Origin of the sequence: Streptomyces sp. NPDC014006, from assembly GCF_043088925.1 — a bacterium.
GTDB lineage: Bacteria > Actinomycetota > Actinomycetes > Streptomycetales > Streptomycetaceae > Streptomyces.
In genome coordinates this window covers 1,163,079-1,175,791 of the sequence record NZ_JBICAJ010000001.1, presented here as the reverse complement: position 1 = coordinate 1,175,791, position 12,713 = coordinate 1,163,079, and the positions used below count along the sequence as shown (strand labels likewise).

Genomic DNA, 12,713 nt, shown 5'->3' with positions numbered 1-12,713 from the left:
GTGACCGCTCCTCCTCGTGTCCGTAGACAACAACGAGGAACGGAGCGTGAGCATTCCCGTGATCACGCCCACGCAACCGGCGATCATGAAAGGCCGGAGTGCGGACAACGCCGTCCCGGGCGCGCAACACTGTCAGGGGCGCGAGAAGCCGCGCGACCAACCACGAACCACCCGCACCCGAAGGACGACAGGCACCAGTCACCAAGCACCGGGGCGGACGCCAACGCGCACGACTGAGGGGCCGCACCTCGAAAGGTACGGCCCCTCAGCTACCGACTAACCCTCAGCGGCAAGCGTTCAGCTCTGGCCGCCGGCCAGCTTCTCGCGCAGTGCCGCCAGCGCCTCGTCCGACGCCAGGGCGCCGGAGGTGTCGCCACCCTCGGAGGAGTACGAGCCACCACCGGTCGCGGCCGGAGCGGCAGCCTCGCCACCCTCGGCTGCGGCCTTCTCGTCCGCCTCGCGGGACTTGATGACCTGCTGCTGGTGCTGCTCGAAGCGGGACTGCGCCTCGGCGTACTGGCGCTCCCACTCCTCGCGCTGCTTCTCGTAACCCTCGAGCCAGTCGTTGGTCTCGGGGTCGAAGCCCTCGGGGTAGATGTAGTTGCCCTGGTCGTCGTAGGACGCGGCCATGCCGTACAGGGTCGGGTCGAACTCGACCGCCGACGGGTCGGCACCGAAGGCCTCGTTGGCCTGCTTCAGCGAGAGGCTGATGCGGCGGCGCTCGAGGTCGATGTCGATGACCTTGACGAAGATCTCGTCGTTGACCTGGACGACCTGCTCCGGGATCTCCACGTGGCGCTCGGCCAGCTCGGAGATGTGGACCAGACCCTCGATGCCCTCGTCCACGCGGACGAACGCACCGAACGGAACCAGCTTCGTGACCTTGCCGGGCACGACCTGGCCGATCTGGTGGGTGCGGGCGAACTGCTGCCACGGGTCTTCCTGGGTCGCCTTCAGCGACAGGGAGACACGCTCGCGGTCCATGTCGACGTCGAGGACCTCGACCGTGACCTCCTGGCCGACCTCGACGACCTCGGAGGGGTGGTCGATGTGCTTCCAGGACAGCTCGGAGACGTGGACCAGACCGTCGACGCCACCCAGGTCCACGAAGGCACCGAAGTTGACGATCGAGGAGACGACGCCGGAACGGACCTGACCCTTCTGCAGGGTGGTGAGGAACGTCTGGCGGACCTCGGACTGGGTCTGCTCCAGCCAGGCACGGCGGGACAGGACCACGTTGTTGCGGTTCTTGTCCAGCTCGATGATCTTGGCCTCGAGCTCCTTGCCCACGTAGGGCTGGAGGTCGCGGACACGACGCATCTCGACCAGGGAGGCCGGAAGGAAGCCACGGAGGCCGATGTCGAGGATGAGACCACCCTTGACGACCTCGATGACGGTACCGGTGACGATCCCGTCCTCTTCCTTGATCTTCTCGATGGTGCCCCAGGCACGCTCGTACTGGGCGCGCTTCTTCGAGAGGATCAGGCGGCCTTCCTTGTCCTCCTTCTGAAGGACCAGGGCCTCGATCTCGTCGCCGACGGCGACGACCTCGTTGGGGTCGACGTCGTGCTTGATCGAAAGCTCGCGGCTCGGGATAACGCCTTCGGTCTTGTAACCGATGTCGAGCAGGACCTCGTCCCGGTCGACCTTCACGATGACGCCGTCGACGATGTCGCCGTCGTTGAAGTACTTGATCGTCTCGTCGATCGCGGCGAGGAAGGCTTCCTCGTTACCGATGTCGTTGACCGCAACCTGCGGGGTGGTGGCGGTGGTCTCGGTGCTGCTCGTCATGTGGGAAAGGGCTCCGGTACGGACATTGAAGTCGTAGGTACTGCTACGCCGGAGCCCGTTTCGCTCTGCAGAAGCCGGACAGCCAAGGAAGCGCCACACTTCGAGCACCAGGTGCTCCGTGGCGCCTCGAGAACCGAGGGGACATACATACAGATGCGAGCGCAGCCTGCTACGTCTGAGGTGCGCAGGCCCGCAGCGCAACTTGTAGCATACGGGGGCAGCCGGGCAGGGTCAATGCGCGAAGCCGCACACCAGGGGCGGATCACCGCATTTCCGGCACAAATCCTGTCTCGCGAGGCCACACGGGCCGTATGGGCCCCGTCATGACACCCCAGGACGGGCTGGTTTCGAAGAGTACGACGAGGGAGCAGATCATCCAAGAGTCCGTATCCGCCCAGTCCTCCCCCGCCGGGCCCGACGCCGATGCGGAGGCCACACGGCGCGCCGCCGGGGTCACCGAGAGCGCCCGCGCCAACCGGGGCTGGTGGGACCGCAACGCCGACGAGTACCAGACCGAGCACGGCACCTTCCTCGGCGACGACCGCTTCGTGTGGGGGCCCGAGGGCCTGGACGAGGTGGAGGCCGAGCTGCTCGGCCCGCCGGAGGAGCTGAAGGGCCGGCACGTGCTGGAGATCGGCGCCGGCGCGGCCCAGTGCGCGCGCTGGCTGGCCGCACAGGGCGCGCACCCGGTGGCCCTGGACATCTCCCACCGCCAGCTCCAGCACGCGCTGCGGATCGGTTCCTCTTTCCCCCTTGTGTGCGCGGACGCGGCCGTGCTGCCGTTCGCGGACGCCTCCTTCGACCTGGCGTGCTCGGCGTACGGGGCGCTGCCGTTCGTGGCCGACCCGCGGCTGGTGCTGCGGGAGGTGCGGCGCGTACTGCGGCCGGGCGGGCGGTTCGTCTTCTCCCTCACCCATCCGATCCGCTGGGCCTTCCCCGACGAGCCGGGCCCGGAGGGGCTGACGGTCGCGGCGTCCTACTTCGACCGCACGCCCTACGTCGAGCAGGACGAGGACGGCAACGCGGTGTACGTCGAGCACCACCGCACGCTCGGCGACCGGGTGCGGGACGTGGTGACGTCCGGCTTCCGGCTGGTGGACCTGGTCGAGCCCGAGTGGCCGGACTGGAACACCTCGGAGTGGGGCGGCTGGTCGCCGCTGCGCGGGCATCTGATCCCGGGCACGGCGATCTTCGTCTGCGAACGGGACTGACGCCCACGCCGTCTGCGCCGGTACTGGGGAGGCGGAGTTGTCCACAGGCCCGGCGGGCGCTCGCGCGCACGTAAGAAACTGGATGCGTGATCCGTTACGACGCCCTGGACGCGCTGCCCGTGCGCAGCGCCCTGCCCGCTCTGGACGACGCCCTCGACGGCCACGGTGCCGCCGTGCTCGGCGCGCCGCCCGGCACGGGCAAGACGACGCTGGTGCCGCTGGCCCTGGCCGGACTGCTGGACGGCGCAGGCGAGCGGCGGGTCGTCGTGGCCGAGCCGCGGCGGATGGCGGCGCGCGCCGCCGCGCGGCGGATGGCGTGGCTGCTGGGCGAGGAGCCGGGCCGGTCCGTCGGGTACACCGTGCGCGGCGAGCGGATCGTGGGGCGGCACACGCGCGTGGAGGTCGTGACGACCGGTGTGCTGCTGCAGCGGCTGCAGCGTGACCAGGAGCTTCCGGGCGTGGACGTCGTACTGCTGGACGAGTGCCACGAGCGCCATCTGGACGCGGACACGGTGGCGGCGTTCCTGTGGGACGTGCGGGAGGCGCTGCGGCCGGAGCTGAAGCTGGTGGCGGCGTCGGCGACGACGGACTGGGACGAGTGGGCGCGGCTGCTCGGCGGGGCACCGGTGGTCGAGGCGCACGGGTCCGCCCATGCGGTCGCCATCGTGTACGCGCCACCGGCTCGTCCGGTGCGGCCGTCGCACGGCATGTGGGTGGATCCCGCGCTGCTGGCGCATGTGGCGTCGGTGGTCAGGCGGGCGCTCGCCGAGCGGGAGGGCGATGTGCTGTGTTTCCTGCCGGGCGTGGGCGAGATCGCGCGCGTGGCGGCGCTCCTCGGGGACCTCGGCGAGGTGGACGTGCTCCAGGTGCACGGGCGGGCGCCGGCCGCGGTGCAGGACGCGGTGCTCTCGCCCGGGAAGCGGCGCCGGGTGGTGCTGGCGACCTCGGTCGCGGAGTCGTCTCTGACGGTGCCCGGGGTGCGGGTGGTCGTGGACTCGGGGCTGGCTCGGGAGCCGCGGGTCGATCACGCGCGTGGGCTGAGCGCGCTGGCGACGGTGCGGGCGTCGCATGCGGCCGGGCGGCAGCGGGCGGGGCGGGCCGGGCGTGAGGCGCCGGGGACCGTCTACCGGTGCTGGCCGGAGGCGGACGAGGGGCGGCTGCCGCGGTTCCCGTCCCCGGAGATCAAGGTGGCCGACCTGACGGCGTTCGCCCTGCAGGTGGCCTGCTGGGGCGACCCCGACGCATCCGGTCTCGCGTTGCTGGACCCGCCGCCGGCCGGTCCGATGGCGGCTGCGCGGCAGGCTCTGGAGGCGCTGGGAGCGGTCGACCCGGCCGGCCGGGCCACGGAGCGCGGGCGGGTGCTGGCGCGGCTGGGGGTGCATCCCCGGTTGGGGCGGGCTCTGCTGGACACCGCCGGTGCGGGGGCGGAGGTGGTGGCGCTGCTGTCCGAGGAGCCTCCGCGGGAGTACGGGGACGACCTGGCCGGCGCCTTGCGGTCGGCCCGGCGTGGGGGTGACGCCTACGCCGCGCGGTGGCGGACGGAGGTGAAGCGGCTGCGGGCCGTCCTCGGCGACGCGGCCCGGCCGGCCGACGCGGCCGTCGGCACAGGCGCGCTCACCGGTGACGACCGGGCGGCCGGCGTCGTGGCCTCACTCGCCTTCCCCGAGCGTGTGGCCAAGCTCGACGGTGGTTCCTACCTCATGGTCTCCGGCACGCGTGCCGAGCTGCCCGCCGGCTCGCCTCTGCACGGCGCCCCCTGGATCGCCGTCGCCGTGGCCGACCGGCCCCTCGGCAAGGGGCACGCGCGGGTGCGGCTCGGCGCGGTGATCGACGAGGAAGTGGCGCGGTCGGCCGCCGGGTCGCTGCTCGACGAGCGGCAGGAGGTGCACTGGGCGGGCGGGGACGTCGTCGCGCGGTGGGCCTGGCGGCTGGGCGCGATCGAGCTGGCGGCGCGGCCGCTCACCGGCGCCGACCCCGGTGCCGTACGGCAGGCGCTGCTGGAGGGGTTGCGGCAGGAGGGGTTCGGGCTGCTGCGCTGGTCGCCGGAGGCCGAGGTGCTGCGGCAGCGGCTGGCCTTCGTCCGGCTGCACCTCGGGGAGCCCTGGCCGGACGTGTCCGACGAGGCGCTGCACGCGCGCGTGCAGGAGTGGCTGGAGCCGGAGCTGAGCCGGGCCCGGCGGCGGGCCGACCTGGCGCGGATCGACGCGGGGCAGGCGCTGGCCCGGCTGCTGCCCTGGGCCTCGGGAGAAGCGGTCCGGCTGGAGGAGCTGGCACCGGAGCGGATCACCGTGCCCAGCGGGTCCAGGATCCGGGTCGACTACGCCGATCCGGAGCGGCCCGTGCTCGCGGTGAAGCTGCAGGAGATGTTCGGGCTGCAGGAGTCGCCCTGCCTTGCCGGGATACCGGTGCTCGTGCACCTGCTGTCCCCGGCCGGGCGTCCGGCGGCGGTGACCGCCGACCTCGCCTCGTTCTGGCGCGAGGGTTACAAGGGGGTGCGGGCGGAGCTGCGCGGCCGCTACCCGAAGCATCCGTGGCCGGAAGACCCGGCTGCCGCGGAGCCGACCCGGCATACGAACGCACGGCTCAGACGCGGATGACGACGCGGCACCCCTCGCGAGGAGGGGCGCCGTGCGGAGCGGGGCGGGTCAGGCGCTCGGGCTCGCCGACGGCGAGGACGAGGGCGAAGGCGAAGGCGAGGAGGAGGAGCCGCCCGACGGGGACGGGGACGGGCTGCCGGTCGCGTCCGGTGCCGTCACGGTGAGTTCGACGGTCAGCGTGGCCCCGCCCGCGGTGGTGATGCGCAGCAGGAACGTGCCGGTGGTGTCGTCCGCGTACAGCTTCGGCAGCTTCAGCAGACCGTTGGCGTCGGTGTGCAGGTCCTTCAGGGTGCGGACGGTCTTGCCGTCGGCGTCCTTGAAGTAGGGGCCCTTGTCGTTCTCGGACGGGTCGTCGCCCGACTTGATCAGGGTTGCGGTGGCGGCGACCTGGCCGGCGGCCGCGCCCTTGTAGGTGGCCTTGACCTCGATCTGGTCGGCGAACGTGCCGCCCGCGACGCAGGTCTGCTTGGTGTCGCTGGTGCGGGCGAGGGCGTCGGCGGCGCGCTCGGTCACGGTGGCGGTGTAGGCGACGGCGGGGACCATCCGGCCGACGACGGCCGCGTGGACCGTGACATCGCCGGTCTTCTCGCCCGCCTGGAGTGCGGGGGCGAGGGCGACGCCGGAGGTGTCGGTGAGGACGGCGGCGACCTTCTCGCCGCCGGCGAAGGTGGTGTCGGTGTCACCGTCAATGGAGAAGCGGATGCGCACCTTGGCGACGGCCTTGCCGCCCTTGGTCTCGGCCCGGGCGCCGATCCGCTGGGTGAAGGCGTCGCCGGCCATCGCGGTGGGCTTGTCCGCGTTCGTCCGCTCCAGGTGGTCCACCGTGTCGGTGGGCGTGGGCTTCGGGGCGGGGGTACCGGGCGTGGTGGGCTTGCCGGGGGTGGCCGGCGTGCCCGGCTTGCCCGGCTTCGGGGGCGTGGTGCCGCCGGGCCTGGGCGTCCCGGGCGACGGGTGCTGCGCGGGGGGCGTCGTCGTCGGACCCGGGTTCGGGCCGGAGGTGCCGGTGTCGCTGGGGTGCGAGGGCAGGGTGCCCGTACCGTCGGGGATCTCGTGGGTGCCCTTGCGGTAGTACTCCAGCCACGTCAGGACCGTGCTCAGGTAGTCCTGCGAGTTGTTGTAGCTGAGGATCGCCCGGCTCATGTCCTGCTGGGCGGACAGGTCCCAGCCGTTGCGGCACAGGTAGTGGCCGGCGGCGAGGGCGGCGTCGTAGACGTTGTTGGGGTCCTTGAGACCGTCGCCGTTGCCGTCGCGGCCGGCCCACGCCCAGGTGGACGGGATGAACTGCATGGGGCCCACGGCCCGGTCGACGGTGGTGTCGCCGTCGTACGCGCCGTGGTCGGTGTCCTTGATGAGCGCGAAGCCGTTGCCGTTCAGCGCGGGGCCGAGGATCTTGCCGACCGTGGTGCCGTTCGCGTCGACGCGGCCGCCGCGGGCCTGGCCCGACTCCACCTTGCCGATGGCGGCCAGCAGCTCCCAGGGCAGGTTGCAGCCGGGCTTGGAGGCGCGCAGTTCGGCCGCCGCCTTCTGGTAGGCGTCGAGGACGGTCGCGGGGATGCCGGACTCGGTCGCGCCCGTGGCCGGCGGCGGGACGGTGCCGGTGGTCGGGGCCGGATTGGGGCTGTTGAGGGGCGGCAGGTCGGTGTAGTACCGCGAGTTGCCGGTGGCGGTGTCGGTGTCGTCCGCCTGCACGTCGGGGGTGGGCGCGGTGCCGGCGGCGGACTGTCTGCCCTGGTCGTCGACCGTGACGCCGGGAGCCTGGGACGCGGAGAGCGCCGCGACCGCCGCAGCCGCCACGGCGGTGGTGAACGCTCCCTTGCGCAGCCTGCTGCCGAATTGCGCCGCCATGTGGTGAACCCCTCCCGTGGACGCCTCAGCGTCCGTCCCTGTTGTGGTGCCGTGCCGTCGTGTTGTGTCCGGTGTGGCGTACTCGCCTTGGTGTGACGAACGAACCACCACTCCGGTTGCCCTCATGGGGCCATTGGTCTGCCCGGCGCTGCATCCCCGTGACCCTACGACAACTTCCTTTCGTCGGGCACCTGTTCGTGCCCGGTTTTTACCGGTTGGCCATATGCCGTTCGAGGTCCTGTGCCACACCGCATACTGGACGCCGCTGATCACGTACCGGTCACATCCGGTCAACACGCGTCACAGGGGGACCCGTTGCCGTTCACGCTGAGCCATGCGGCCGCCGTGCTGCCCGCCGTGCGCATCGACGGCTCCGGCCGGGGCCCGCTCGTGCCGGCCGTCCTGGTGGCGGGTTCCTTCTCACCCGACATGACCTACTACGCGGCGAGTGTCGTGCCCGGTGCGATGGAGTTCGGGGACGTCACGCACTCCTTCGCCGGGGTCTTCACCGTCGACGTGCTCATCACCTGGCTGCTCGTGGCGATGTGGCTGCTGGTGCGCGAGCCGCTCGTGGCTCTGCTGCCGCGGACCCGGCAGGGCCCGTGGGCGGCGCTGCTGCGCTGCGGGGCGCCACGCACGCCTGCGCGACCCGCCGTCGTGCTGTGGTGGTATGCCTCGGCGGCGCTGGGAGCGCTGACGCACGTGGTGTGGGACGCGTTCACGCACCTGGACCGGTGGGGGATGCGTGTGTTCCCCGTCCTGGGGCGGCAGCTGGCGGGCGCACCGCTGTACTGGTACCTGCAGTACGGCGGCTCGGCGGTGGCCGCGGTGGTGATCACCGCGTTCGTGTGGCGCGCGGTGCGCCGGGCGCCCTCGGGCGGGCCGGCCGCCGTGCCCGCGCTGTCGGCGCGGGACCGGTGGTGGGCCGCGGCGCTGCTCGGCGGCTGCGCGCTGGCGGGCGCGGCACAGCGGGCCACGCGCTGGTGGGCCTACCGGGGGGCCACCGCCAAACCGTGGGAGCTGATCCCGACGGTGTGTTTCGGCACCGGCACCGGACTCGTCCTCGGGCTGCTTGTGTACGCCGTCGGGGTGCGGGTGCGCCGACCGGTCACCGTCGGTGCGGGCGGGGTCAGCGGCGTGCTCGAGGGGAGCCGTCCGGCCCGGTGACCGCGGCGGTCGGGGGCAGCGGGACCACGAACACCGTGAACGTGCGCGCCCGGCGGGAGGGGCGCGGCAGCCGGCTGAGCAGCAGCGCCAGGTAGCTCAGACCCAGCTCGGTCCACAGCCGCCAGCGCGGCACCTCACCGGGAGCTTCCCCCACGCCGGTGTCGTCGGCCGCGGCCGACGCGTCCCGGCGGATGAGGCGACGGGCGAGGGCTGTGGTGCCGCGGCGCAGGGCCTCGGCGCGGCTGGTGGGGACGCGGCCGGTACTGGCGTCCGCCGCGAAGGGCGGAACGGACGGAAGCGGCGTGGAGAGATTCGCCGTGGCGTCGGCTCGGGCCGGTGCCTGGTGCTGGGCCTGAGCTCGTGCCGTGCGGCGGTGGAGCATGCGTATACCCATGCCCGCATCCTGGCGGCAGGGCGGCGGGCGGCGCGTTTCTGCGGGGGCCAGCCGAGTGACGGTCCCTCCGGGCGCCGGCCGGGGGTGCCCTGGGAGTCGGCTGGCGCTGAGAAGCGTCGCGGGTGGCTTGCGCCATCGAGGAAATGCGGTGGTGGGGGCCGGTCGCGCAGTTCCCGGCGCCCCCGGAGGTGGGGAGCAGGACCGCCGGCTGAAAGCGCCACGGCGGCCGGCACGGGCCGGGGGCAGCCGAGCGGCGGGTGGCCCCCAGGCCGCTCCCCCGGCCCCACCGTTCGGCGGGCTAGTGCGCTGCCGACTCCCAGTCCGGGCCGACGCCGACCGAGACGCCCAGCGGGACGCGCAGCCGGACCGCGGCCGCCATCTCGCGGCGGACCAGTTCCTCCGCCTGCTCGCGCTCGCCGGGGGCGATCTCCAGGACGATTTCGTCGTGGACCTGGAGCAGCATGCGGGAGGTGAGGTTCGCCTCGCGCAGCGCCCGGTCCACGTTGAGCATCGCGATCTTCACGATGTCGGCCGCCGTGCCCTGGATGGGCGCGTTCAGCGCCATCCGCTCGGCCGCCTCGCGGCGCTGGCGGTTGTCGCTGTTGAGGTCGGGCAGATAGCGGCGGCGGCCGAACAGCGTCGCCGTGTAGCCCGTCGCCCGCGCCTCGTCGACGACCCGGCGCAGATAGTCCCGCACCCCGCCGAAGCGGTCGAAGTAGGCGTCCATCAGCGTGCGCGCCTCGGCGGCCTCGATGTTCAGCTGCTGGGACAGACCGAACGCCGACAGGCCGTACGCCAGGCCGTAGGACATCGCCTTGATCTTGCGGCGCATCTCGGCGTCCACCGCGGCGGGCTCCACCGCGAAGACCTGGGAGGCCGCTGTCGTGTGGAGGTCCTCGCCGGAGGTGAACGCCTCGATCAGGCCCGCGTCCTCCGACAGGTGGGCCATCACCCGCAGCTCGATCTGGCTGTAGTCCGCGGTCATCAGCGACTCATAGCCCTCGCCGACGACGAACCCGCGGCGGATCGCGCGGCCCTCGTCGGTGCGGACCGGGATGTTCTGCAGGTTCGGGTCCGTGGAGGACAGCCGGCCCGTCGCCGCGACGGTCTGGTTGAACGAGGTGTGGATCCGGCCGTCCGAGGCGATCGTCTTGATCAGGCCCTCGACCGTGACCCGCAGCTTGGCCTGCTCGCGGTGGCGGAGCATGATCACCGGCAGCTCGTTGTCAGTCTGGCCGGCCAACCAGGCCAGGGCGTCGGCGTCGGTGGTGTAGCCGGTCTTGGTCTTCTTCGTCTTCGGCAGGCCCAGTTCGCCGAACAGGACCTCCTGGAGCTGCTTGGGCGAGCCGAGGTTGAACTCGTGCCCGGCCGCCGCGTGCGCCTCCTTCACCGCCTGCTGCACGGCGCCCGCGAACATCTGCTCCATGGTCTCCAGGTGGGCGCGGTCGGCGGCGATGCCGTGCCGCTCCATGCGGGCCAGCAGCGCGGAGGTGGGCAGCTCCATGTCGCGCAGCAGGTCCGCGGCGCCGACCTCCTGAAGCTTGCCCTCGAAGGCCCCACCCAGGTCGAGGACGGCACGGGCATGGATCATCAGCGCCTCCGCCTCGGCGGCGTCGTCCGCGCCGAAGGCGAGCTGGCCGTCGGCCGCGGCGGCGGGCGCCAGCTCACGGTGCAGGTACTCCGTCGACAGCGCGTCCAGGTCGAAGGAGCGGCGGCCCGGCTTGACCAGGTACGCGGCGAGCGCGGTGTCCATCGAGACACCGGCGATGCTCCAGCCGTGCTCGGCGAAGACCCGCATGGCGCGCTTGACGTCGTGGAACACCTTGGGCCGCGCGGCGTCGGCGAGCCAGGCCGCGAACGCGTTCTCGTCGGCCTCGTCGAGCTGGGAGGGGTCGAACCAGGCGGCCGGACCACCGGCGGTGGCCAGCGCGACCTCGGCGACGGAGCCGGCGCCCAGCGCCCAGGTGTCGACGGTGGCGACACCGAGCGGCTCGCCGCCGTGCTCGGTCAGCCAGCCGGCCAGCTCGCCGCTGCCCAGCACCGTGCCGTCCAGCTCGACGCCGTCCGCCACCACCGGGGTCGTCTCGGCCTCCGCCGCACCCGGGTCGACGGCGAGCAGGCGCTCGCGCAGCGACGGGTTGCGGATCTCCAGGGTGTCCAGGATCATCGCGACGGCCTTGCGGTCGTAGGCCGGGCGCTCCAGGTCGGCGACCGTCTTGTCCAGCGGCACCTGCCGCTCCAGCTCGGTGAGCCGGCGGTTGAGCTTGACGGCCTCCAGGTGGTCGCGGAGGTTCTGCCCGGCCTTGCCCTTGACCTCTTCGACGCGCTCGACCAGCTGGGCGAAGGAGCCGAACTGGTTGATCCACTTCGCGGCGGTCTTCTCGCCCACGCCGGGGATGCCGGGGAGGTTGTCGGAGGGGTCACCGCGCAGCGCCGCGAAGTCGGGGTACTGGGCGGGCGTCAATCCGTACTTCTCGAAAACCTTCTCCGGGGTGAACCGGGTCAGCTCCGAGACGCCCTTCGTCGGGTACAGCACCGTGACGTGGTCGCTGACCAGCTGGAAGGAGTCGCGGTCGCCGGTGACGATCAGCACCTCGAAGCCCTGCTCCGCGGCCTGCGTGGCGAGCGTGGCGATGATGTCGTCCGCCTCGAAGCCGTCGACGGCGAAGCGGGAGACGTGCATCGCGTCGAGCAGCTCGCCGATCAGCTCGACCTGGCCCTTGAACTCGTCCGGGGTCTTGGAGCGGTTCGCCTTGTACTCGGTGAACTCCTGCGAGCGCCATGTCTTGCGGGAGACGTCGAAAGCGACCGCGAAGTGCGTGGGCGCCTCGTCGCGCAGCGTGTTCGCCAGCATCGACGCGAAGCCGTAGATCGCGTTCGTCGGCTGGCCGGTCGCGGTGGTGAAGTTCTCCGCGGGCAGCGCGAAGAACGCGCGGTAGGCCAGGGAGTGCCCGTCCATGAGCATCAGGCGCGGGCGGCTGCCGCCGGGGCTGCTGTCGGTCTTCTTCGCTGCTGTCTCTGCCACGCCCCCGATCCTGCCACGCCCCACTGACACCGAGCCGCCACCGGGTGGCTGCCGCCGGCTGCGGAGGGCGGCCGCCCACCGCGTCACCGGGCCGCCGTCCCCGGGTGCGGCGCCGCGCGGTTCGACCGGCCCGGCGCGCCGTTCCCGGCCCTCCTCACCGTCACCGGGTCCGGCGCCCCCGCCCGCCGACCTCGCGGCGACGGGTGATCGTCGCCGGGGCGGAATGTGAGGGGCGGCACAAGAACGCGGCCGTAGCAGGAGGGCAGGCGGCAGGCGGCGCGCTGCGGCACCCGGCTGGCTGAGACGGGCGGCGACGGGCCGCCGAGACGAGTCGGGGATCGACCGGCGGTCGAGGCGAGAGGCGCGGCGGGCGACTGGGCGCGGGCCGGCGCGCAGGCGAACGGCAGACGACGAACGCCGATCGGAACGCAGGCCAACGGCGGGAGCAGCGGCGAGGCGGTGGGGACGGCCGGCGGCGGTCGTCGGGACGCGGCGGGGCACCCGCGCCCCGTCGACACCGTGTCCTCCTCCGGCGTGATCGAGCGGCGCACCGGCGTCTGCTGCGTCAAGGCCCATGCCCTGGCCGCACCGCTGCGCGCCGAGGACATCCCGACGGCGCTGTGCTATCAGTCGTCCCCGCCCAGGAGCTGATCGTTGTCAGTGGTCCGTGCGAGGATCTGAGG

Annotated in this window: 7 protein-coding genes and 1 pseudogene; 4 read left to right on the top strand and 4 right to left on the bottom strand. The window is 72.8% G+C overall.

The window, feature by feature from the left end; translation table 11 throughout:
* Positions 1 to 297 precede the first annotated feature (297 nt).
* Positions 298 to 1,791 (bottom strand): 30S ribosomal protein S1, encoded by a 1,494-nt coding sequence (gene rpsA / locus ACF1GV_RS05350; protein WP_391678038.1) that lies wholly within the window; start codon positions 1,789 to 1,791, stop codon positions 298 to 300.
* Between the two features lie 323 nt (positions 1,792 to 2,114).
* On the opposite strand from rpsA, the gene ACF1GV_RS05345 reads away from it, so the two are divergent.
* Together ACF1GV_RS05345 and hrpB are read left to right on the top strand one after the other, a co-directional pair.
* Positions 2,115 to 3,002 (top strand): class I SAM-dependent methyltransferase, encoded by an 888-nt coding sequence (locus ACF1GV_RS05345; protein ID WP_391678035.1) that lies wholly within the window; start codon positions 2,115 to 2,117, stop codon positions 3,000 to 3,002.
* An 86-nt stretch (positions 3,003 to 3,088) separates the two neighbouring features.
* On the top strand, positions 3,089 to 5,599 hold the full coding sequence (hrpB, locus tag ACF1GV_RS05340) for an ATP-dependent helicase HrpB (protein WP_391678033.1): 2,511 nt from the start codon (positions 3,089 to 3,091) through the stop codon (positions 5,597 to 5,599).
* Positions 5,600 to 5,647: 48 nt separating this feature from the next.
* Here the strand turns inward: hrpB and ACF1GV_RS05335 are convergent, their stop codons facing one another.
* Positions 5,648 to 7,444, bottom strand: a complete 1,797-nt coding sequence (locus ACF1GV_RS05335; protein WP_391678031.1) for a lytic transglycosylase domain-containing protein — start codon at positions 7,442 to 7,444, stop codon at positions 5,648 to 5,650.
* A 315-nt stretch (positions 7,445 to 7,759) separates the two neighbouring features.
* On the opposite strand from ACF1GV_RS05335, the gene ACF1GV_RS05330 reads away from it, so the two are divergent.
* On the top strand, positions 7,760 to 8,611 hold the full coding sequence (locus tag ACF1GV_RS05330; protein ID WP_391678029.1) for a DUF4184 family protein: 852 nt from the start codon (positions 7,760 to 7,762) through the stop codon (positions 8,609 to 8,611).
* Here ACF1GV_RS05330 and ACF1GV_RS05325 read toward each other — a convergent pair.
* Together ACF1GV_RS05325 and polA are read right to left on the bottom strand one after the other, a co-directional pair.
* Entirely contained in the window at positions 8,574 to 9,005 is a 432-nt protein-coding gene (locus tag ACF1GV_RS05325; RefSeq protein WP_391678027.1) for a hypothetical protein, read from the bottom strand. The genes ACF1GV_RS05330 and ACF1GV_RS05325 overlap by 38 nt on opposite strands.
* Positions 9,006 to 9,303: 298 nt before the next feature.
* Positions 9,304 to 12,030 (bottom strand): DNA polymerase I, encoded by a 2,727-nt coding sequence (polA, locus tag ACF1GV_RS05320; protein WP_391678025.1) that lies wholly within the window; start codon positions 12,028 to 12,030, stop codon positions 9,304 to 9,306.
* Between the two features lie 492 nt (positions 12,031 to 12,522).
* On the opposite strand from polA, the pseudogene ACF1GV_RS05315 reads away from it, so the two are divergent.
* Positions 12,523 to 12,660, top strand: a pseudogene (locus ACF1GV_RS05315) (transglutaminase); the annotation flags it as partial.
* Positions 12,661 to 12,713 lie beyond the last annotated feature (53 nt).

Excerpts from the sequence above, each read along its gene's own strand:
- rpsA (WP_391678038.1), bottom strand. The coding sequence starts at position 1,791 with ATGACGAGCAGCACCGAGACCACCGCCACCACCCCGCAGGTTGCGGTC.
- ACF1GV_RS05345 (WP_391678035.1), top strand. The coding sequence starts at position 2,115 with ATGACACCCCAGGACGGGCTGGTTTCGAAGAGTACGACGAGGGAGCAG.
- ACF1GV_RS05335 (WP_391678031.1), bottom strand. The coding sequence starts at position 7,444 with ATGGCGGCGCAATTCGGCAGCAGGCTGCGCAAGGGAGCGTTCACCACC.
- ACF1GV_RS05325 (WP_391678027.1), bottom strand. The coding sequence starts at position 9,005 with ATGGGTATACGCATGCTCCACCGCCGCACGGCACGAGCTCAGGCCCAG.